Source organism: Microbacterium sp. A93 (assembly GCF_051842835.1).
Window position 1 is genome coordinate 328890 of the sequence record NZ_JBPXMT010000009.1, and the last position, 20825, is coordinate 349714.

17 protein-coding genes are annotated in these 20825 nt (G+C 70.0%); 9 read left to right on the forward strand and 8 right to left on the reverse strand.

Going from position 1 to position 20825, the window contains the following annotated elements:
• Window positions 1-41: 41 nt before the first annotated feature.
• Both dctP and ACSU1G_RS22675 read right to left on the reverse strand, forming a co-directional pair.
• Window positions 42-1187, reverse strand: a complete 1146-nt coding sequence (gene dctP / locus ACSU1G_RS22670) for a TRAP transporter substrate-binding protein DctP (RefSeq protein WP_439282286.1) — start codon at window positions 1185-1187, stop codon at window positions 42-44.
• A 162-nt stretch (window positions 1188-1349) separates the two neighbouring features.
• Window positions 1350-4382, reverse strand: coding sequence for an AAA family ATPase (locus ACSU1G_RS22675; RefSeq protein ID WP_439282287.1), 3033 nt, complete (start codon window positions 4380-4382; stop codon window positions 1350-1352).
• Between the two features lie 221 nt (window positions 4383-4603).
• Between ACSU1G_RS22675 and ACSU1G_RS22680 the strand changes: the two genes are divergently transcribed.
• From ACSU1G_RS22680 to ACSU1G_RS22695, 4 genes are all read left to right on the forward strand, one after another.
• A complete protein-coding gene (locus ACSU1G_RS22680) occupies window positions 4604-5356 on the forward strand; it encodes a response regulator transcription factor (RefSeq protein ID WP_439282288.1) in 753 nt (250 codons plus the stop codon).
• 26 nt (window positions 5357-5382) lie between these two features.
• Window positions 5383-6825 (forward strand): MFS transporter, encoded by a 1443-nt coding sequence (locus ACSU1G_RS22685; RefSeq protein WP_439282289.1) that lies wholly within the window; start codon window positions 5383-5385, stop codon window positions 6823-6825.
• Complete coding sequence (locus tag ACSU1G_RS22690; RefSeq protein ID WP_439282290.1) at window positions 6822-8132, forward strand: amidase family protein; 1311 nt, start codon at window positions 6822-6824, stop codon at window positions 8130-8132. The genes ACSU1G_RS22685 and ACSU1G_RS22690 overlap by 4 nt, the downstream gene beginning before the upstream one ends.
• A 61-nt stretch (window positions 8133-8193) precedes the next feature.
• Window positions 8194-9165: a lactate/malate family dehydrogenase gene (locus ACSU1G_RS22695; protein WP_439282291.1), complete on the forward strand. Its 972-nt coding sequence runs from the start codon at window positions 8194-8196 to the stop codon at window positions 9163-9165.
• 152 nt (window positions 9166-9317) lie between these two features.
• Here ACSU1G_RS22695 and ACSU1G_RS22700 read toward each other — a convergent pair whose 3' ends face one another.
• The 5 genes from ACSU1G_RS22700 to ACSU1G_RS22720 all read right to left on the reverse strand — a co-directional run bounded on the left by ACSU1G_RS22700 (window position 9318) and on the right by ACSU1G_RS22720 (window position 14533).
• Window positions 9318-9473: a hypothetical protein gene (locus tag ACSU1G_RS22700; protein WP_439282292.1), complete on the reverse strand. Its 156-nt coding sequence runs from the start codon at window positions 9471-9473 to the stop codon at window positions 9318-9320.
• A 203-nt stretch (window positions 9474-9676) separates the two neighbouring features.
• Window positions 9677-10321, reverse strand: coding sequence for a GntR family transcriptional regulator (locus tag ACSU1G_RS22705; protein WP_439282293.1), 645 nt, complete (start codon window positions 10319-10321; stop codon window positions 9677-9679).
• Window positions 10322-10428: 107 nt separating this feature from the next.
• On the reverse strand, window positions 10429-11940 hold the full coding sequence (tcuA, locus tag ACSU1G_RS22710) for an FAD-dependent tricarballylate dehydrogenase TcuA (protein ID WP_439282294.1): 1512 nt from the start codon (window positions 11938-11940) through the stop codon (window positions 10429-10431).
• A gap of 126 nt (window positions 11941-12066) precedes the next feature.
• The gene (locus ACSU1G_RS22715; protein ID WP_439282295.1) at window positions 12067-12810 is read right to left on the reverse strand and encodes a response regulator; all 744 of its coding nucleotides are present in this window, start codon (window positions 12808-12810) and stop codon (window positions 12067-12069) included.
• Window positions 12811-12862: 52 nt separating this feature from the next.
• A complete protein-coding gene (locus tag ACSU1G_RS22720) occupies window positions 12863-14533 on the reverse strand; it encodes an ATP-binding protein (RefSeq protein WP_439282296.1) in 1671 nt (556 codons plus the stop codon).
• 142 nt (window positions 14534-14675) lie between these two features.
• On the opposite strand from ACSU1G_RS22720, the gene ACSU1G_RS22725 reads away from it, so the two are divergent.
• The 5 genes from ACSU1G_RS22725 to ACSU1G_RS22745 all read left to right on the forward strand — a co-directional run bounded on the left by ACSU1G_RS22725 (window position 14676) and on the right by ACSU1G_RS22745 (window position 20018).
• Entirely contained in the window at window positions 14676-15659 is a 984-nt protein-coding gene (locus tag ACSU1G_RS22725; protein ID WP_439282297.1) for a Bug family tripartite tricarboxylate transporter substrate binding protein, read from the forward strand.
• Window positions 15656-16345, forward strand: a complete 690-nt coding sequence (locus tag ACSU1G_RS22730) for a tripartite tricarboxylate transporter TctB family protein (protein WP_439282298.1) — start codon at window positions 15656-15658, stop codon at window positions 16343-16345. The genes ACSU1G_RS22725 and ACSU1G_RS22730 overlap by 4 nt, the downstream gene beginning before the upstream one ends.
• A 1-nt stretch (window position 16346) precedes the next feature.
• Window positions 16347-18014 carry a tripartite tricarboxylate transporter permease gene (locus tag ACSU1G_RS22735; RefSeq protein WP_439282299.1) on the forward strand — a complete coding sequence of 556 codons (1668 nt, stop codon included), beginning with the start codon at window positions 16347-16349 and terminating at the stop codon, window positions 18012-18014.
• Between the two features lie 256 nt (window positions 18015-18270).
• The gene (locus ACSU1G_RS22740) at window positions 18271-19182 is read left to right on the forward strand and encodes a serine hydrolase (protein WP_439282300.1); all 912 of its coding nucleotides are present in this window, start codon (window positions 18271-18273) and stop codon (window positions 19180-19182) included.
• The gene (locus ACSU1G_RS22745) at window positions 19179-20018 is read left to right on the forward strand and encodes a serine hydrolase (protein WP_439282301.1); all 840 of its coding nucleotides are present in this window, start codon (window positions 19179-19181) and stop codon (window positions 20016-20018) included. The genes ACSU1G_RS22740 and ACSU1G_RS22745 overlap by 4 nt, the downstream gene beginning before the upstream one ends.
• A 14-nt stretch (window positions 20019-20032) precedes the next feature.
• On the opposite strand, the gene ACSU1G_RS22750 is transcribed toward ACSU1G_RS22745, so the two are convergent.
• Window positions 20033-20803: an MBL fold metallo-hydrolase gene (locus ACSU1G_RS22750; protein ID WP_439282302.1), complete on the reverse strand. Its 771-nt coding sequence runs from the start codon at window positions 20801-20803 to the stop codon at window positions 20033-20035.
• Window positions 20804-20825: the final 22 nt, after the last annotated feature.

Sequence of the window (20825 nt, forward strand, 5' to 3'; positions counted from 1 at the left end):
ACCGGGTCCCGGTGCCCACGCCCATATGGAGGGTGGTGTGATTACGACCGGTCCGAGCAGACCAGGGACGGGTCCTTGGGGGTCTCGCCCTCGAAGGAGGCCATCTTCTCCTTGTACATCTCCAGGTAGCCCGCGGCATCCTCGAGGCCGGCGTCCTCAGAGTCCGAGATCCACTTCTCCTCGGGCTCGGTGCCGAGGGCCTCTCGCCAGCGATCGGACTCGGCCTCGTCCCATTCGCCGATCTGGCCGATGGTCTCCAGGACGGGGTCGCACTGCTCGAGGGTGATCTTCTCGAACACCTCGGCCACGCCGCCGTGGTTGTACTCGTCGTTGACCTCATCGACGATCGTCTTCAGGTCCTCCGGCAGGCCCTCGTAGACGTCCAGGTTCATCCAGAGGCCGGTGCTGGTGTACTGGCCGATACCCGGATCGGTCCAGTTGGCGAGGATGTCCTTGAGCTGGAAGGAGACCAGCCCGTCCATCGGGAACCCGGCGGCGTCGGCGATGCCGCGCTCCACGCCCTCGTAGGTCTCCGGTGCGGTCAGGGCCACGTTGCTGCCGCCGGCCTTCTCGATCGCCATCTGGGTGTACGGGCCGGCCATGCGCCAGCGCTTGCCGGACACATCGTCGATGGACTCCACCGGGTCCTTGCTGCCCAGCAGCAGGCGGCCGGCGGGGTTGTGGCCGATCATCTTCAGGCCGTTGCTCTCCCAGAGGGCGGCGGCACCCTCATGCTCGGTGCTCAGCTCCCAGATGGCCTGGGTGAAGGCCTGGTTGTTCTGGGTGAGGAAGGGGATGCTGACCACGGTGGTCTGCGGGAAGAGCTGCGGGGCGTAGTCGGCGATGGTCTGGCCGACGTCGGCCCGCCCGTCCCGGACGCATTCCGGGATCTCATCCGCGCTGCAGAGGGAGGCGGCGTAGCTGATGTCGAAGGTGATCCGGCCCTCAGAGCGCTCTTCGAGCTCTCCGGTCCAGTGCTCCATGACGGCCTCGTCCACACTGCCCGGATTGGCCCACGAGGCCACGGTCAGGTTGACGGTCTCCTCGCCGTTGCCGTCCCCGCCGCCGGCATCGCCGGAATCGCCTCCGGAACAGGCGGTCAGGAGAAGGCCGGCGGCCGCGACGGTGGCCACGGAGGCCAGCATTCGAGAAGGGCGGGGGGTGCCCTTGGTGCGTTGGGTGAACATGACGGTGCTCCTCGATGCGGTGGTGCGGTGCGGTTGATTGACGTACATGATGATTGTACTTACCAAGTGATTAGAAACACAGCCTCATCGACCCCGTAGTAATTACGGTTCCGTCCAGCGGTCCGGCCGGGCAGGCTGGGAATCATGGCGACACGGGGGGTTTCAGGGGACGGCTGGCCCGTCCTGCTGGATTGGCGTGCCGTCGTCGTGGGCTCCGCCGGGAAGAACCGGAACGAGCATGCTCAGGGTGGCCGGACGCAGCGACTGGCGCAGTTCCACCCGGCTGGGCTTCCTGAGCTTCGTGAGGCAGTTGCCCACGTGGTACTCCACGGTGCGCACGCTCAGGAACAGGTCGGTGGCGATCTCCCGGTTGCTCTTGCCCTCGGCGACCTTCACCGCGATCTGCCGCTCCCGGGTGGACAGCCGGGCCAACATCCGAAAGGCAGCCTGTGCCGGAGCCGAGGCCGGCTCGGGCATGCGATCTGCTCCTGGATCGGTGGCCGGGCCGGCCACCGATCCGGAGGCTTGCTCCGCCTCGGCGATGCGGGCGGCGGTGACCAGCTCCTCGGCCTGCTGGTGGAACGGCACCGCACCGCACCGCAGGAAGAACTCCGCGGCCTCCCGCGCCCACCGCCCGGTGGAGGAGTCCAGCCGGGCCAGGTCCAGCGCCAGGAAGGCCCGGGTCAGGGCATGGCCGCCACCGGGGAGCACATCCGGGCCGATGCCGGCCGCATACGGGACCGGCTCGGCGTCCAGCGCAGCCACCGCGGCCTCCAGCCGCTCTCGCGCCTTCTCCGGCTCGGACCGGGCGCGGTGGAGCGCGCCGAGGACGGTTGCCTCCACGGCGCGGAGCACGCCGTCCGGTGCGGAGTCCATGCCCGCTGTGGCGTGGGCTGCCAAGGCCTGCAGCCGGTCCAGGAGTCCGAGCTCGGCCAAGGAGCGTGCGTACAGGCAGACCGTGGTGAAGCCGGCGGTGGCCCACCCCACCCTGGTGGACTCGATGAGCTGGAACTGCCGGACGGCCTGCCGATGGTCCCCGGCGAAGACGGCCCCGAGGGCGTGCGAATAGGCCACGGCGCACACGACCACCTCACCGGAGGCGCTGGAGTCTTCTGCCGCCCTGCGGAGCAGCTGGCCGCCCGTCTGCAGCTCGCCACGAGCCAGTGGCACCAGAGCTGCCGTGGCGTAGGCGGAACGGACCCCGGAATCGGCCGGCAGCATCAGGCAGTGGTCCACGGCCCGGGTGGAATGCTCCAGCGCCCGGTCCCACTCGCCCCGATGGAACGCCAGTTGGCTCAGGGTGGTTTCCACGAACACCCGCTGGTCACGGGGGCCCCGTTCGCCCTGGGCCATGACATCCAGGATTCGGCACGCGGCCGCTACCTCACCCTGGGCCCGAAGGCGCGAGCCGACCACGGACGAGATCGCGCTCCGTACGGCGTCGGTTCCGGGGACGGTGGCCAGCTCCCTCAGCAGGGCCGTCATCTGCTCGGTGAACTGGCCCACCCGGGTCCGGTCGCCGTGCCGTAGCCCGGACCAGAGGGCCAGCAGGGCCTCCACGGAGCGTGCCTCGCTGACCAGGCGCATGGCCTGCGGTTCACGGTGGGCCATCGCCTCGAAGCCGCGGCGAACGGGCACCAGCTCCGTCAGCAGCGCGTCCATCACGCCGCTGGCCGCATCGAACCGTGCCGTGGCATAGGCCGTCCGCCCCGCCGCGGCCAGGGCATGGCCGAGCAGGAGCAGTCCGGCCTGGGCCGGGTCCTCCTCCGGCAGGAGCAGGCCGTGCCGGATCTGGTCCACGGCACCTTCGAGGTCTTCGGAGGCCAGCAGGTCCCAGGCTCGCGCCGCACAGCCGGCGCGGCTCTGCGGCAGCCCGGCCAGCAGGTCTCGCAGCTCGAGGACGAGTTCGGGGCTGCGGGCCATCACGGTGGCGCGCAGGGCCAGGACCAGGGCAGCCGGATCCCCGGTCAGGCGGAGGGCCTGGTGGAAGTGGTCGAAGGCCACCGCCCCGGCTCCACGCCCGAGGGCCTCACCACCGGCCTCCATGAGCGACCGGGCCAGCTGAGGGGTCTGCGCCGGATCCGGCGCCAGGTGCTGGGCCTGGACCCCGTGCTCGAGTGCGGCGGCCCCGTGCAGTATCCGGGCCAGGACGCGGTGCAGAGCCGCCCGGCGCTCCGCCGGCAACTGGGCCGCCACGAGGGTCGCCAGGTGGGGATGGTTCCAGCCCACGGTGCCTGTGGCATGGAAGACCTTCACCTGACCCGAGTCCAGCAGGCCGTGGTCCGGCACGCCAGGGTGGCCCAAGGCGACGAGGGCGCCGCTGAGCTGCACGATGTGGAGCGGGCCGCCGGCCACGGACAGGAGATCGACGGTGTCCCGCACATGCGGGCAGAGGGACTCGAAGGATGATTCCAGCGCACGGGTGTAGAGGTGTCCTGGTGCCGCGTGGACGTCCCCCAGGGAGGCCAGTGCCTCCTGGAGCCGGCGGTGTCCCGGCGGTGCGCTGTCCAGCCAGCGCGCCACCAGGTCCACGAGCAGCGGGACGCCACCCGTGCCGGTGTGCACCCGGTGGGCGGAGTCCTCGGAGACGGGGATGCCCAGCCGGTCCTGCAGGATCTGGCGGCAGTCCGCCACCTCCAGCGGTCCCAGCCGGACCAGTGCCCCGTGGCGGCCGGAGGCCAGGAAGCGTTCGATACCGCCTGTCAAGGCGCCCGGGTGCGGCCGGTAGGTCAAGATGAAGAGGAAGGCGCCGGAGGTCAGGCTCTGGGCGCAGCGCCACAACACCTCGACGGAGAAGTCGTCGGCCCAGTGGAGGTCCTCAGCCACCAGGACGGTGGTGGCCCCGCCGCCCGCCGCCTCCACGGCTTGGAGGGCGTCGAAGACCGCCTGTGCAGTGTCCTCCATCGAGCGGGGCCACGGTGCGGGACGGCGGCCGGTCACGGTGGACAACAGGCGTTGGACCAGTGTTCCGGGAGTGCCGGCGTCACCCGGGTACACCTCGACCACGTGGTGCGCGGTGGACTGCCCGGCCAGGAAGGTGTCCACCAGGGCGGACTTGCCGATTCCGGGTGGGCCCTCGATCGCCACGAACTGGGGGACTCCGGCGCCGACGCGGTCCAGGGCGGCCTGGATCCGGCGCAGCTCGGGCTCCCGTCCCGGAAGCGTGTCGAACTGGGCGTGCGGGTGTTGCGTCATGCCGTGTCCCCTGCTGCTCATCGAATGAAGGGGGACCGTGCGCGCCAGTGGTGCGGCCGGTGTTCCTCCTGCGGCCATGATAAGCAGGGGGCTTGCCTGCCTTTGACCATGTCAGGAGGATGACGGTCCGTCCTGGGCTTGCGCCAGGCACCGCACCGGCCCCCATTGCGGCCATGGTAGGTGCGGCTGACGCCGCGGTCCGAGCGTGGCATCATGGTGTGATGCGTGTTACGTCCGCCATCGGGCGCGCCAAGGAAGGCACCTTGCTGGAGGTCATGGAGATCGTCCAGTCCGACGCCGCTCTAGACGATCGTCGCCTGCTCATGGGGCAGAAGCTGTTGGAACTGCTTCGTGCCGAAGTTTTCGTGTCCTACACCCACGGGCCGGACGGGCCATTCTCGGACCCCGTGGGCGTCAACTTGGGCGCCGCATCAATCCAGGCCTACGACGACCACTTCCGCTTTGTGGACGGCATCACCCCGGCCCTGTCGAAGCGGATGGGTGCGGTCCGCGTCAGCCCGCCGCGTCATTCAAAGGATGAGTTCATCCGGGACTTCCTCCACCAGAGGGACATGCATCACGGGATGAATTTCTTTGCGCGGACCCCCGCGCCCGGGAAGGTGGACCTCCGTGTCTGGCGTGATCGGTCCGCCGGGGCGTTCTCCGATCATGATGTCCGCCTCCTGGAAGGGGTGGGTGGGCTCATTGAACGCCTGTGGTCAGCCACCGTGACTGTGGCCCCTATCGCGCTGACTCCGCGCGAGCGGGAGGTTGCCGGACTGGTGGCGGAGGGGATGAGCGACCAGCAGATCTGCTCAGTACTGCGGATCACCCTGCCTACCTTGCGCACCCATCTCAGCCATGCCTTTGCCAAGGTCGGTGTGCAGAACAGGGCGGGCCTCGCCGCGTATTACGTTCGCATCATCATTAATGACGATGGCACCGACATGACGGACCGCCGAAGCTGGGTGTGACCCAACACACCCACCAAGGAGTCTCGATGACTGCATCATCCCCGATGCTCGCGGAGCGAGCAGAGCTTCTTCGACGAATCGACCGCTTTCCGAGATGGGGCCTGTCCCTGACCTCAGCACTGACGATCGGCCTGGGCATGCTGTTTGTCCAGTACGACATCTTCAACATCAATGTCTCCTTCGTCCAGACGTGCCTGCAGATCGTGGACGGTTGCACGGGGGGCACCTCCGACCAGTTCATCGGACTCCCGGTGTTCGTCAGTCTTCTGGGATACGGCATCGGAGCTTTGGTCCTCGGACCGCTGTCCGATCGGTTCGGCCGGCACAAGTTGCTGATCGTGGCCATGCTCATCACGGGTTTGGGGTCCCTTTACTCCATGCTGTCCATGGACTACACGCATTTTGTCCTTTCCAGGTTGATCACGGGAATCGGCGTCGGCGCCGATCTGGCCATCATCAACGTCTACATCAGTGAAGTCGCACCCCGGCGCCAACGCGGCAAGTACACCGGGCTGCTGTTCATCATGGCCGCCATCGGTTCGGCACTCGGGATCTGGCTGGGCCTGTTCCTCACCACGCCCATGGCGCCCTGGCCCCATGGGCTGCCCATCGCCATGGCCTCCGAGGCCTTCGATTCCGGCTGGCGCTGGGTCTATGCCGTCGGGGCGATCCTGGCAGTGGTCTCCATCTTCCTTCGAGTGGCCCTGCCGGAGTCTCCCCGCTGGCTGGTGGATAACAACCGCATGAAGGAGGCCGGCACCGTCGTCGACGCCATGGAGGTTATCGCCACCCGGAAGGCCCCGCTGCTGGAGGCCGATGAGACTGACGTTCCGGAGCCTTCAGCCGTACAGCACGGACGTCGTGCCTTGACGGAGCTCTTCACCTCGCCCCTTTACCGACGCAGGCTGCTCGTGCTGGGAGCATCCTGGACCTTGGGCTATCTCACCATCTATGCCTTCGCTGGTGCGCTGACCACCGTCTTGGTCAGGCAGGGATACTCCGTCGCAGAAGCCGGCATCGTGTCTGCGGTAGGCCTGTTCGGTTTCATCGCCGCGGCCGTCGTGGCGCGATACGTGGTGGAGCACCTGGAGCGGCGCCTGTGGATGCTGATCGGGGCCGCTATCGCCGTGCTCGGCGCCATCCTCCTAGTGGTCGGTGGGGGCAATCCCACTGCGGTGTTCCTGGGTGCCCTGGTGCTGTTCTTCGGACAGAACCTCTGGGTTCCCGCACAGTATGCACTGACCGCCGAGAGCTTCCCGACCCGCTTCCGCACCACGGCCTATGCCCTGGCGGACAGCATCGGCCATGTTGGCGGCGGGCTCGGAGTCTTCCTCTTGGTCGGCTTGCTGGCGCCCCTTCCCCTGATGACGTCAATGCTCGGCCTGGTGAGTTTCCTGGTGCTCGGTGCCCTGGTGAATCTCCTGGCACCCAAGACCCGGAACAAGACCTTGGAGGAGATTTCGCAGTGAGGCACGAGGTGAACGTTATTGATGGTCCCTCGGCCGGGACCTGGACCGAGGTCGCCTCGGACGAGCAGATCGCTGGCCAGCGTGATTCTGCGCGGAGGAGAGGGAAGGGCAGAGGCTCCGTCCGGGAGCGGGCCTTCGCCTTGGCGGTCAAGGCCAACATCGGCGTCGCAGGATTCACCCGTTCTGCCGGAAGTAAGGTCCTGGACGGGTCTCCCGAGACCGCAGATGCTCCGGTGGTGGCCGCGCTTCGGGCCGCCGGAGCCGTGGTCGTAGGCATCACGAACATGCACGAGCTGGCTTTCGGCATCACCTCTAACAATGCCTCTTACGGCCAGGTCGCGCTGCCGGGGCACGAGTCCCGCAGCGCCGGCGGCTCGTCCGGAGGAAGCGCCGCCGCCGTGGCCGAGGGGTCGGTGGACATCGCGCTGGGCACGGACACTGGCGGATCGGTATCGCTCCCGGCCAGCCACTGCGGAGTGTTCGGTTTCCGTCCGACCGCGGGCCGGTGGCCCACTGCCGGCGTAGTCGGGCTGTCCTGGACCCGGGATACGCCAGGAGTGTTCACTCGGACTGTGGACGACGCCTTCCGGGCCGATACCTGGATCACCGGCGAAACAGCTGTGCCGGCGACCCAGGGAAGACTGCGGCTGGGCCTGCCACGGCAGTTCACCGAAGGACTCGATCCGCACACCGCCGCCGCCCTCGACCGGGCCATCGTGGCACTCCGGGACCGGGCCGACGTCGTGGACGTGGATTTCTCCGGGGTCCTGGACCTGACCGGTCCGGCCGAGATGCCGACCGTCCTGTGGGAGGCTCGGCGACTACTCGGCCAGGTGGCCGCCGAGGTGCTGGACACCACCCCTGCCGAGGGATTCGAGCGCCTCGCCAATCAGGTGGCGAGCCCGGATGTGGCGGCCATCCTGCAATCCCAATGTCACCATCCCATCACGGCCGAGGCCTACGGACAGGCGCAGCAGGACGTGGTGCGGGCCCGCGCGGCTTACGCAGCACTGCTGGCTGAGCACAGACTCCATGCCGTCGTCTTTCCGGCGGCACCGACCCCGGCGCCCCCGGTGGGGACTATGGAGACCGTGCAGCACCTGGGGCAGGCAGAGGACGCGTTCCATCTCCATACCCGGCACACGGGTCAGGGCACCATGGTCGCCGCTCCCATGGTCACGGTCCCGCTGCCTGTCGGGTCGGAGGCACTTCCCGTGGGGCTCACGGTGCAGGGGGCGCGCTTCGCCGACCGGCTGACCCTCGGCGTGGCCCGCGACGTGTCCGCCTGCTGGGCCACCGGGGCCTGACGTGCCGTTCGCAGGCAAAGACGTCAAGGGCCGAGAACGAGAGAGGGGTGAGGACATCGCTATGGAGGCAAGAGAAACCGTGGGCGGGTGGCCTCGGAGGATCGCCGTGATCGGTGCGGCCGGCACGGTTGGGTCGTCCGTCGCTGCTCAGATCGCGATGGCAGGGATCGGCAGCGAGCTCTACCTGATGGACGTCAGAGAGAACATCGTCACCAGCCACGCCATCGACATCACGGATGCCCAGGCCGTGACCTACGTCCCGGGGCCCCGGGCCATCACAGGGCCGCCGGCGGACGGCCCGGTCGACGTGGTCGTGGTGGCCGCGTCCAAACCCGAGGTGCCCGACGGCGACCGGCGGCATTTCCTGACAGCCAACATCGAGCTGTTGGGCCAGCTCCGGCCCCAGATCGAGTCCCTGGCCGGGTCCGAGGGGCTGGTCCTGCTACTGTCCAACCCCGTTGACATCCTGGCCGGATGGCTGGCGCGGAACAGTTCTCTGCCGGAACACCGGATCCTGGGGTACTCACTCAACGACTCCGCGCGGTTCCGTTCCGCAGTGGCCCGCGTTTTGCGGGTCGGTACCGAGCGGGTCGACGGCAAGGTCATGGGCGAACACGGCAACGGCCAGGTTCCACTCTTCTCCAGTGTCCGGCTGGATGGGGAGCCTGTCTCCCTCAGCGCGCCACAGCGGCACCAAATCGTCGACGATGTCCACGGCTGGTTCCGGAGATGGTCGTCCCTGGACCCGGGGCGCAGCTCCGGCTGGGCCACGGGCGTGGGAGTGCGGCACCTGCTGCAGGAGCTGCAGGCCGGTCGACCGGTCGTCACCACAGCTGGCACCGGCCGGCTGGTGGGTTACCCCCGTACCTTTATGGCGCTCGAAGTTCGGCGCGGCGAAGGTCGCATTGAGGTCCTTCCCCCTGACGCCGAAGCGCAGGAGGTCCGGGATCTGCTCGCCGCGGCCCGTCGCATCCACGATGAAGTCGAGGCGTTGGGAACCTCGGGGCCAGGTGGGATCCCGTCACCCAAGTGACGTGGTGAGCGTGAGTCGACCAGGACAGCAGGCGCGACCAGAGCCAGTGAGGACTACCGCATGTTGTTCTGCCTGCGGGAGTTCTGAGGGCTGGCAGAACGCTTTGAGGGTAGGAATGACAAGCCATCCCCACCCTCAAAAGGGAAAGAATTCTACCCGGCCAGGTGGAACGCGACCTCAAAGATGCCGGCGGCGAAGGCAGCGGAGACGACTCCCAGAACGGTCCAGTAGGTGACCTGTTCAGTGGTCGCCGAGGTGCTGGCCGCGGCAGTGGTTTCGGGCAGGGAAAGGGACAGCGGAGTGGACATGATGTCCTCCAAATGAGGGGGTTCCGGGTCTGCCCAGAGCGGGCATCGGGCAGGACACTACCGATGAATCCACTCGAAGGAAACCGCCACGCCGGACGACACGCCGAAGGGGTCCCATTCAGAGTGTTCCGGTACCAAAACGCGCTGGTCAGCGTCCCGATGAGCTGAGTCCTGACCGCCCGCGGAGAGGCCCCCGAACCCGCCTAACCCAGAGCGCGGCTGAGCATCTGAAGGCGCAGCTGCCGGGCCGTGCCCATGTGGGTGCGCATGGCCTCGCGGGCGGCGGCGCCGTCCCGGTCGCGGAGGTGGCCGATGAGCGAGGCGTGCTCGGCGAGCGACTGCTCCCACCGCCCGGGGGTGGTCAACGTGGAGGTCGGGGCGTGGATCTGGTGGGTGGCCAGCCGGTCCAGCAGGTCCCGCAGGACGGGATTGCGGGTGGCCGCCCACAGTGCCTCGTGGAATTCGACATTGGTGGTCAACCGGGTGGTGTTGTCCGGGTCCTCCAGGGAGCGGTCCCGGGCCAGCAGGCCCTCCAGGCGGGCGAGGTCGATCTCGGTGCGCGCGGCCGCGGCCTCCTCGGCGGCCTGGCCCTCGAGCAGGATCCTCAGGTCGTAGACCTGCATGAGCTGTTCCGGGTCCAGGCTGCGCACCTGCAGGCCTCGGGTGCCGCGCTCGAGCAGGCCCTCCTGCTGGAGCCGGCCCAGGGCCTCCCGGACGGGGGTCCGGGAGACGCCGAACCGTTCGGCCAGGGCCACCTCGCGGAACGGCGCACCGGGGGAGTGCTCGCCGCGGAGGATCTCCGCCTTGAGCTCGCCGTGCATCGATGCGGCGTCCGCTTTGCCTGCCACTGGTGTCCCTTCCTCTGCAACCCTCTTCAGCCCTCTTCAACCGCGCCGGCCGGCGCCGGAAACCCGTCAACACCCGGGGCCCGACGCCGGCCGGTCGCCGGGCGCTGTCAGGCCAGCGTACCGGCGCGTCGGCCGAAGACGACGCCGGCCGCGAGGCCGGAACCGCCGGGGTAGTTGCCCGCGAACAGCCCGCCGAGCATCTCACCGCACACGTACAGGCCGTGAATGGGGGAGCCCTCGGAGTCCAGCACCCGGCCGTGGGTGTCCGACTTCAGCCCGCCGAAGGTGAAGGTGATGCCACAGGTGACGGCGTAGGCGTAGAAGGGTCCCTGGTTCAGGGGGGTGGCCCAGTTGGACTTGACCGGGGTGGTCTCCGCGCGGCGGCCGTCCTTGACGGTGGGGTCCCAGGGGATCGAGGTGTCGATGGAGGCGTTGTAGTCCCGGACGGTCTCGGCCATCGCGGCGGGGTCCACGCCGATCTGCTCCGCCAACCCCTCGAGGGTGTCCGCCCGGGCCACGGTGATGCCCGGCATGTCGTACTCCTCGGTGCGCAGCATGGCCCGCAGCGGGGCGTCGAAGATCTGGTAGGCCACCGAGCCGGGCTGCTGGAGGATCTCGCGGCCGAACTTGGCGTAGGTGTAGTTGCGGAAGTCCTCGCCCTCGTCCACAAACCGCTGGCCCCGGTTGTTCACGATGATCCCCAGTGGGTAGGACTGGCGGGTCAGGCGGTTGGTCAGCTCGCGGTTGGACTCGTTGTCCGGGGTGAAGGCATCCCACTGGGTGGAGTGGCAGGTGGACCAGTGCCCGCCCTTGGCGGCACCGATCTGCAGGGCAGCGGCGATCATGTCCCCGTTGTTGTAGGGCGTGCCCCGGACCTTCGCGTTCTCCCAACCCTCGCCGAGGTGCTCGCGGCGCCACTCGGCGCTGGACTCGAAGCCGCCGGCGCCGAGGATGACGGACTCGGCGCGCAGCTCCTGCAGTGAGCCGTCCTGCTGGCGGACCGTGACGCCGTTGACCTTGCCGCCCTCGACGATCAGACCCGCCACATCCTGGCCGTAGCGGACCTCGGTGCCCAGCTCGCCGGCCACGCGGACGTGGTCATGCATCAGGCCCTCGCCGCCGCCGACGTTGCCCACGTGCAGCCCGCCCCAGAACAGGTAGCCGCCGTCCTCGCGCTGGTAGGCCTGGCGCTCGTACATCAGCCGGTACCTCAGGCCCAGGCTCTTCAGCCAGCGCAGGTTCGGGGCGGCCTCGTTCACGAGGACCTCGGTCAGCTCCGGGTCATTGCGGCCGTCCGTGACGCGTTCCAGGTCCGCGGCGTAGTCCGCCGCGGAGTACGGGGGGACCTCGGTGGCGGCATGGCGCTCGTCCGGCTCGATGAAGTCGGCCAGGTCCGTCAGTCCCTGGTGGGCGATGCGGGTGGCACCGGCGGTGTAGTAGCTGTTGCCGCCAAAGGCGTCCTGCGGAGCCTTCTCCAGCAGCAGGACCTTCCGGCCGCGCTCGGCGGCCGCGTGGGCCGCGGTGAAGGCGGCGTTGCCACCTCCGACGACGATCACCTCCGCATCCAGTCCGGTGCCGTGCTCGTCCAGCTGGTCCTCGGTGGGGGCGGTGCTGGTCATGGGAGTCCCTTTCGATCGCTTCACCGCTCATCCACGGTGACTGTGCACGACTGTATACAAATGTGGACAGAGGCGCAAGAAGGAGCGGGACGTCGAGTACTGCCGGGGCCCGGGCTAGCAGGACAGCTAGCGACCGGTCCAGACATAGCGGTGTTCCGGGCGGCCGGCCGCGCCGTAGCGGGGACGCAGCTCCGCCAGGTCCTGGCCGGTGAGGAACTCCAGGTAACGGCGGGCGCTGACCCGGGAGATCCCGCAGTCGGCGGCCACCTCGCGCGCCGAGACGTCGACGCCGGCCCCGGCCCGTTGCAGGGACTCGGTCACCAACTGCAGGGTGGGGGCCGAGAACCCCTTGGGCAGGCGCCCGGGTAGGCCCTGCTCCGCCGGCCCCGGGGCGCCGGCGGGCGGAACCTCCGGCGCCCGGCCGGCCGCGCCGCGGACCAGCTGGTCGATCTCGGCCTGTTCCAGTTCCTGTTGGTCCGGGTCGGTGGCGTCGGCACCCTGGACCAGGGCGGCGATCTCCAACAGCCGGGCGTTGAAGTCCTCCCGGGAGAACGGCTTGACCAGGTAGCCGTCCACGCCGAGGCCCACGGCACGCCGCACGGTGTCCCGTTCGCTGGCGGCGGTCACCATGACCACCGCCACGTCATGGCCGGTGGCGCGCAGGTCCTGGAGCACCTCCACGCCGTTGCGGTCCGGCAGGTGCACGTCCAGCAGCACCAGGTCCACCTCGTGCTCGGCCAGGAACCTGGCCACGGGTTCTCCGCGTTCCAGGACGGCCACCACCTCGAAGCCGTCCAGGGCCTCCACGAAGCGGCGGTGCATGCGGGCCACCGCGAAGTCGTCATCCACCACGAGGGTCTTGATCGTCATGTCGGTTCCTGTCCGTGCTCGGGTGTGGTCCTGGTGGTGCCGAGCTGATCGGCTACGGGGCCGCCGCCCCCGGCCCGTCGGCACCGGGCCCGTCGGCACCGGGCCACCGGGCCCGGAAGCGGGCGCCGCCCAACGGTGAGGTCTCCACGGAGACCCGACCGCGCCGCCGTCGGGCAACGCGGTCCACCAGGGCGAGGCCCACGCCGCGGCCGCCGGCGATGCGCCCGCCCGTGGCCCCATCCTCCTTGGTGGAGGTGCCCCAGCGGAACAGCTGCCGCGTCCGCGCCGGGTCGATGCCGGCACCGGAGTCATCCACCGTGACCTCGAAGCCGCCGCCCCGGGCCACCAGCTCCAGCACCACCGTGCCGCCGTCCCCGGCCGCCTCGATGGCGTTCGTCAGCAGGTTGGCCACCACGGTCAGGGCGTCGTCATCCGCGTTCCAGTCCGGATCCAGCGCGCTGGACCCGGCGAGCGTGAGCCCGACGCCGGCCTCGCGGGCCAGCGCTGCCTTCGCACCGACCAGCGCGGCAAGGGCGGAATCCGCCAGTCCCGTCCGATCGGGGCCGCCAGTGAGGTCGGTGAGGCCGGTCAGGCCGCGGATGTAGGCCTCGGCCTCCTCGGTCTCGCCGAGGGACAGCAGGCCCGAGATCACGTGCAGGCGGTTGGAGAACTCGTGGGTCTGGGACCGCAAGGTCTCGGTCAGGCTGCGTTGGCCCTCCAGCTCCCGCAGGTTGGCCTCCAACTCGGTGCGGTCCTGCACCGTGAGGGTGCGCCCGATGTCCCGCCCCTGGGCCCGGATGGGGCGCACCTGGGCCAGCAGGATGCGCTCGCCGGCCAGGGCGAAGGTGGTCCGCTCGGTGGGCTCGCCGGCGGAGTCCTCGGGGCCGGCTGGGTCCGCGGGGTCGGCCGGCGCGGCCAGGAGGGCCGCCAGGTCCGGATCGAGGACCTCCGAGGCCAGCTGACCCTGGACATCGTGGCCCACGGCGAGCAGTCGCGTGGCCTCGTCGTTGATGAGGATGATCCGGCCCTGTTCGTCCACCCCCACCACGCCGTCGCCCACGCTGTGCAGCAGGGCCTGGCGTGACTGGTGGAGGGCGGACATCTCCTCCGGTTCGGCCCCGTAGATGCGGGTGCGCACATAGCGGGAGGTCCAGGCGGCTCCGGCGGTCCCCAGGCCGGCGGCGAGCAGGATCCAGGGTGCGAAGCCGAGGACCACCTCGAGCAGGTCCCCGCGGATCTCGCTCTGCAGCATGCCCACCGAGACGGAGCCCACCACGGTGCCCCCGTCCCGGATGGGCACCTTCGAGCGCAGGGACACCCCGAGAGGTCCCTCCTCGGTGCCGCGGAACGTCTCCCCGCCGAGGATCGGCCCGTGGTCCGAGGACACCGGTTCCCCGATCTGGTCCGGATCGGGGTGGGCCACCCGCAGGCCGTCGCGGTTTACCACCACCACGAACTCCACGCCGGCCACCCGCTGGGCCAGGTGCGCGATCGGCTGGATCTGCTCCGCCGCGTCCGCCGCGTTCACGGAGGCGATGACGTCCGGGTTCTCGGCCATCTCCGTGGCCACGGTGTGGACCTCCTCGAAGGCCAGGTCCCGGGTGCGGAGGTCCTCGAAGCGCAGCACGATCGCCGCCACGGCCAGCACGGTCAGCAGCACGATGGCCACCTGCAGCGTCAACAGCCGCAGGCGGCGGCCTCGGCGGGATGGTGGCCTGTGCATTCTCGTTGTCAGAACTTTCTTAATGGGCCCTTATGACCACAACCGGTTTTCGGCTGTGCCGTGGATCACAACTCTGCCACCGTGGAGCATCGGTCCACGAACACTAGCGGGCCTGACCCTCCACCGAAGGTAACGAGAGACGATGAGTTCACGCACATTCACGAAGACCGTCCTCGGCGTGGCCGCGGCCTGCGTCGTCGGGCTGGCACTGGTCAACGCCGCCTCGGATGGCGGCGATGCCACGGCCCGGGCCAAGCTGGTGCTGATGGCCCCGGCCTCGCCCGGCGGCGGCTGGGACGGATTCGCCCGCGAGTCGCAGCAGGCCATCAAGTCCGAGGGCATCTCCAACAACGTCCAGGTGGTCAACGTCCCCGGAGCCGGTGGAACCATCGGCCTGGGGCAGTTCGCCCAGATGGAGGGCCGCTCGGACATGCTGATGGTCACGGGCGGCGTCATGGTCGGCGCCGTGGAACTGGCCGATTCCGGGGTCTCCCTGGAAGACGTCGATCCGCTGGTCCGCCTGGCGGACGACTTCGCGGCCCTCGTGGTCCCCGCGGACTCGCCCTACAAGACTCTGGACGACTTCATCGAGGCCTGGAAGCAGGACCCGGGCGGCACCTCCATCTCCGGCGGATCCCTCGGCTCCATCGACCACCTGCTCACCGGCCTCGTGGCCGAGAAGGTCGGGATCGACCCGGCCGACACCAACTACATCGCCTACTCCGGCGGCGGTGAGGCGCTGACCTCCATGCTCTCCGGCACCACGGTGGCCGGGATCTCCGGCTACAACGAGGTGGCCGACCAGGTCGAGGCCGGGAACCTGCGGGCCCTGGCCGTCTCCTCCGAGGAACGGCTGCCCGGGGTGGACGTGCCGACGTTCAAGGAACAGGGCGTGGATGCCTCCATGGCCAACTGGCGCGGACTGGCCGCGGCTCCCGGGGTATCCGAGGAGGACCGCGAGGAACTGCTGGAGATCGTGGACGAGTACCGCCAGACGGAGCAGTGGCAGGGCGCCCTCGAACGCAACAGCTGGACGGACAGCTACATGACCGGGGACGAGTTCGAGGCCTTCCTCGACGAGGAGATCACCCGTACCGAAGACATCGTGGAAGGACTCGGACTGTGAGCGAGCAGCAGACCATCACCCCCGCCTCAGGGGCACAGGCCGCCAGCCGGCCTGCGGGACCGGACCGGCCGACGTCGGGCACCACCGGCCCCCGGAAGCAGGGCTTCTGGTCCGGGCGCAGCGAGCTGATCATGCCGCTGCTGGTCGGTGGCCTCGCCACGTGGCTGGCCATCGAGACGGCCACCATGAACGTGATGGGCGATTCCGTCCCGGGCCCCCAGTTCTTCCCGACCATCGTGTGCATCGTGCTGTTCGGGGTGGCGCTGATCCACACGATCCAGATCCTGCGCCAGCCCCGGCTGCCGGACCCCACCGACGAGGCGGACAACGCCGACTGGTCCTCCGACATGCTCGGCGACCTGGCCCGCGCCTCGGAGCGCGGCCGCGAGCGGATCGCCGGCCGCACCCCGGAGGCCACGCTGCCGAAGGACTGGAAGACCTACACGGACTGGAAGACCGTAGGCCTCGTGATCGGCGGGGTGGCCGGGTTCATCCTCGTGCTGCCCGTGCTCGGCTGGGTGCTCTCCGCGGCCGGCCTGTTCTGGGTGGTCTGCAAGGCCCTGGGCAGCAAGCGCCCAGTCTTCGACCTCATCATCTCGCTGGTGTTCTCCTCCGTCATCCAGCTGGCATTCAACGCCGGACTGGGCCTGAACCTGCCCGGCGGCTTCCTGGAAGGACTGATCTGAGATGGACCAGCTGAACCTGTTGATGGAGGGCTTCGGTGCCGCCCTCACCCCGATCAACCTGCTGTGGGTGCTGATCGGCGCACTGCTGGGCACCGCCGTGGGCGTGCTGCCCGGGCTGGGCTCCTCGATGGCCGTGGCCCTGCTGCTGCCCATCACCTTCACCCTGGACCCGACGGCCGCGTTCATCATGTTCGCGGGCGTCTACTTCGGCGGCCTCTTCGGTGACTCCACCGCCGGCATCCTGCTGAACACCCCCGGCAACTCGGCGGCGATCGCCGGCTCCTTCGAGGGCCACCGGATGGCCAAGGACGGGCGGGCCGCCAAGGCCCTGGCCACCGCGGCCGTGGGCGCCTTCACCGGCGGGCTGATCGCCACCACCCTGGTGGTGTTCTTCGCACCCACCCTGGTCAAGATGGCCACCGCCTTCGGCCCGGCCGAGTACTTCGCCCTTGCCGTGTTCGCCTTCCTGGCGATCTCCTCCGTGGTCTCCGAATCCGTGGTGAAGGGCCTGGGCGCCCTGGCCATCGGGCTCGTGCTGGCCATGGTGGGCGTGGACGGGCCGTCCGGCACCGTGCGGTACACCCTGGGGATGCCCCAGCTGTTCGACGGCATCTCGATCGTGGTCATCACCGTGGGGCTGCTGGCCCTGGGCGAGGTCCTGCACATCGCCGGGCGGATCCACCGCGATCCGGACTCGGACCGGATCACCACCCGGGGCCGGGCCCGGCTGGAGCGCGCAGACGTGCGCAAGGCCCTGCCGGCCTGGCTGCGCGGGACCGCGTTCGGGGTGCCGTTCGGCATCATCCCCGCCGGCGGCGCCGAGGTGCCCACGTTCCTGGCCTACGGCACTGAGAAGCGGCTGGCCAAGCGCCGCGGTGACACCGAGTTCGGCACCACCGGCTCGATCAAGGGCGTGGCCGCCCCCGAGGCCGCCGGCAACGCGACCGCCGGCACCGCCATGGGCGCCCTGCTCGCCCTCGGCCTGCCGACCTCCGCCACCGCCGCCATCATGCTGGCCGCGTTCCAGCAGTACGGGATGCAGCCCGGGCCGTTGCTCTTTGAGCGCAGCGGTGAGCTCGTCTGGACCCTGCTGGCCTCCCTGTTCATCGGCCTGGTGGTCCTGGTCATCCTGAACATGCAGTTCGCCGTGCTGTGGGCCAAGCTGCTGCTGATCCCGCGCCACTACCTCTATGCGGGCATCACGGTGCTGTCCATGCTGGGCGTGTACGCCATCAGCTCCGCCACCCTTGACCTCTGGGTCCTGCTGGCCGTCGGCCTGCTCGGCTTCGTGATGCGCCGGTACCAGTTCCCGCTGGCCCCCGTGCTGATCGCCGTGGTCCTGGGACCGCTGGCCGAGACCGAACTGCGCCGCGCCCTCACCGTGGCCGAGGGCGACGCGTCCATCCTGGTCTCCAGCCCCGTGACCATCATCCTGTACTCCGTGCTGGCCCTCACCCTGGCGGTCAGCGGTCTGCAGCATCTGCGTCACCGCCGCCTGAAGGCCGCGGAGGCTGCGGAGGCCGCTGGCGGTACCGGGGGCTCGGGCGGCTCCGGCGGTTCCGGCGGGGGTCCCGGCCAGGGGCCCGACGCCGGCCCGGGCGGGGATCCGTCGGACTCGGCCGGTCCGTCCGGTGTCACGCAGTCAGAGCGGGAGGTCACCCGGGTCTGAGTCTCGAGCCCACTGGCCGGCGCCCGAATCCGCTGCGGCGGGTCCGGGCGTCGGCCATGCGCCGTGGCTGGTGCGATGCTGACGAAAGTCGAGAAGGGGCGTTCATTCGGTGGTCACTCGGCGTGCGGAGGGAGTGGCCACAGATCTGCGTAGTCTCCGAACCCGCGTACGTCGGCTCTCGAGCGGCGTTATGCTGACCGGGAACTGGACGACGTCGCAGTGAAACCGCGGGTCAGCCAGCAGCAAGGGGGTAAGGGTGGACTGTGTCCTGCTGGAGCGCCGGCTGACGGCCTTGGCCGAGACCGTCCCGTTCGCCATGCAGTACGCCGTGGAGCCGATCGCCTCGGTGGATGAGCCGGGCCGCATCACCCGCGGGGCCGACGTCGTTATCCCCTCCTTCTCCACGCGCAAGGTCAGCATCCTCTGCGCCACCCTCGCCCTGGCCCGAGCCGGGCGGCTGGACCTGGGCCAGCGGCTCACCGTCACGGCGGACCATCGCGAGGGGGTGCAAGCCGGGATCCTGCGCAGCCTCGCCCCCGGGATCGAGCTGACGCTGCACGACTGCCTGGTGCAGATGATGTGCACCTCGGACAACATCTGCACGCAGCTGGTCTTCGAGGCCATCGGGGCCGCCGTGCAGGACCTGCCGCAGGACGCCCTGCAGTTCGTCAACGACTACTGTGCCTGGGCCGGCATGCGCTCCACCTTGCACCGAGAGGTCTTCCCGCGCACCGGCGGGCTGGAATGGCACCACCCGATCGACGGCCTCACGGTGACCACCGCTGCGGACCAGGCCCGGCTGCTCACGATGATCGGCCGCGGTGCCGGTGGGCCGGGCGCCCTCGAGGCCTCGGCCGGCCTCCAGCTCACCCCCGCAGACTGCCGGTGGGCGATCGAGCTGATGCGCGGCATCCACACCCCGCGACTCGGCGCCGCCACGACCCGCATCACCTTCGCCGAGAAGAACGGCCGCGGCCTGCGCTCACTGTCCCAGGTGGGGCTGGCTCTGGGCGCGGAAGGAGAGCCGCTGGCGGCCGTGGCCGTCTACGCCGAGACCGTCCCCACGGCCCTTCCGGACGGCGTCCCCGGCCGCAACGCCGTGTTCGCCGCCTTCGCCGAGTTCGGCCGGGCTGTGGAGGACTGGGCTGCTCCGGTGGTGACCGCATGAACCGCCCGCTGCCCGTGGTCCGTTCCCTCCCGCTGGCGGATCTGAGTGCCGCGTACCCCCAGCTGCGCTTCGCCGTCCGGTTCGCGGACGGTCACCAGCAGGGGCACGACGCCGGCGCCCGGCACCCGCTGGCCGGTATCGGAAAACTGGTGCTGGCCTGCGCGGTGGCCCGACTGGCCGCGGGGAACCCGGATCTGCTGGGCGAACGCCTGACCCTGACCGGCGTCCGCCGAGTGGACGCACGATCGGGGACGCTGCGCCTGATGAGCGGTGAGCTGACCGTGACGGTGGATGACGCGATGGCTCTCATCGTCGGCACCGGGGATGCGCGATGCGTGCTGGCCCTGCTGGACCACCTGCGGGATCGGGCCTATGACGTGGTGGGGGAGGCCCGGGCCCACGTGACCGCACTCGGCCTTGAAAACACCGAGATCATGGGGCTGGAGACGGATGATCACCCGGACGGGGCGCACTCCGGGCGTGCCAGCTGGGGCGAGGGCCTCACGGGAACGACGACCCCGGCGGACCTCTGCACCGTGCTGGCCTCGCTGCCCGAGCCGGTGCTCGGGTGGATGGGCGCGGCCTTCGAACCGGCGGGACTGGCCAGTGGGCTGCCGGGCTTCGGCCCGCGCACCGTGCCGCATCGGACGGTGGCCGGCGGTGCCGGGCCTACCGGGGAAGCGCCCGGGTGGGCCTCTGTGCTCGTGCTGCCGGGCGCCATGGTGGCCGCGCGCCTCGCCGCCGAGCATCCGGATGGCACCGCGGTCACGCCGCTGGAGGCGTCCGCCGCCCTGGGGACGCTGGGGTTGGCGGTCTGGCAGGGCCTGAGCGCCTGAGCTGATCCGACGGATCAGAGCTCGAGCGGCGCCCCGGGCTCGGGGACCCGCAGCACATCCTGGAGTCCGGCCTCGGCGAAGGCCCGGGTGACGTCCTCGACGCCCTCGGAGAGGTGCTTCCAGGAGTCCGCGTGCAGCGGGGCGGCGACGCGGGCCTGGAGGATGCGGGCAGCCTCTGCGGCCATCGGCCCGGTGAAGGTGAGGGGTGCGTTGTCGAAGATGCCGAGACGGGCAGCACCGGCGAACAGTACGGCCACGTCAACCGGTCCGAAGTCGGCGGCTACCTGCTCGACGGCCTCCAGGGAGGCGTTGTCGCCGCTGATGTAGACCGTGGGGGTGCTGTCGCTGCTCAGGATGAACCCGGTCACGGGGCCGGTGTAGGGCTCGCAGCCTTCCGGGCCGTGGCGCGCCGGCACCGCGGTGATCGTCACCGGGTCGCGGCCCGGGGCCGTCAGGGTGTGCTGCTCTCCGGTGACCAGGCCCGTCATCGTGGGGACGCGCGCGGCGGAGGCGGGGTTGCCCAGCACCGGAACGGAACCGGACTCGACCAGGGCGCGGCCGGCGTCGTCCAGGTTGTCGGCGTGCTCGTCGTGGGAGAGCAGGATCGCATCGATGGTGGGCAGGTCCGCCACGGCGATGGCCGGACCGAGGGTCTTCTGCAGGGTGCCGGCGGGGCTCTCGTGATCGCCGGGCGCGTCGAAGGTCGGATCCGTCAGGAACGTGTATCCGGCGTAGGTGAGGAGGGCCGTGGGGCCGCCGATGAGGGTGAGCTGGATGGTGGACATGCCAACAGTGTCCCGCTCGGCC

Bases quoted from the DNA above. Each gene is read 5' to 3' on its own strand.
- dctP (WP_439282286.1), bottom strand. From the start codon at position 1,187: ATGTTCACCCAACGCACCAAGGGCACCCCCCGCCCTTCTCGAATGCTG.
- ACSU1G_RS22675 (WP_439282287.1), bottom strand. From the start codon at position 4,382: ATGACGCAACACCCGCACGCCCAGTTCGACACGCTTCCGGGACGGGAG.
- ACSU1G_RS22680 (WP_439282288.1), top strand. From the start codon at position 4,604: ATGCGTGTTACGTCCGCCATCGGGCGCGCCAAGGAAGGCACCTTGCTG.
- ACSU1G_RS22685 (WP_439282289.1), top strand. From the start codon at position 5,383: ATGACTGCATCATCCCCGATGCTCGCGGAGCGAGCAGAGCTTCTTCGA.
- ACSU1G_RS22695 (WP_439282291.1), top strand. From the start codon at position 8,194: ATGGAGGCAAGAGAAACCGTGGGCGGGTGGCCTCGGAGGATCGCCGTG.
- ACSU1G_RS22700 (WP_439282292.1), bottom strand. From the start codon at position 9,473: ATGTCCACTCCGCTGTCCCTTTCCCTGCCCGAAACCACTGCCGCGGCC.
- tcuA (WP_439282294.1), bottom strand. From the start codon at position 11,940: ATGACCAGCACCGCCCCCACCGAGGACCAGCTGGACGAGCACGGCACC.
- ACSU1G_RS22715 (WP_439282295.1), bottom strand. From the start codon at position 12,810: ATGACGATCAAGACCCTCGTGGTGGATGACGACTTCGCGGTGGCCCGC.
- ACSU1G_RS22720 (WP_439282296.1), bottom strand. From the start codon at position 14,533: ATGCACAGGCCACCATCCCGCCGAGGCCGCCGCCTGCGGCTGTTGACG.
- ACSU1G_RS22725 (WP_439282297.1), top strand. From the start codon at position 14,676: ATGAGTTCACGCACATTCACGAAGACCGTCCTCGGCGTGGCCGCGGCC.
- ACSU1G_RS22735 (WP_439282299.1), top strand. From the start codon at position 16,347: ATGGACCAGCTGAACCTGTTGATGGAGGGCTTCGGTGCCGCCCTCACC.
- ACSU1G_RS22745 (WP_439282301.1), top strand. From the start codon at position 19,179: ATGAACCGCCCGCTGCCCGTGGTCCGTTCCCTCCCGCTGGCGGATCTG.
- ACSU1G_RS22750 (WP_439282302.1), bottom strand. From the start codon at position 20,803: ATGTCCACCATCCAGCTCACCCTCATCGGCGGCCCCACGGCCCTCCTC.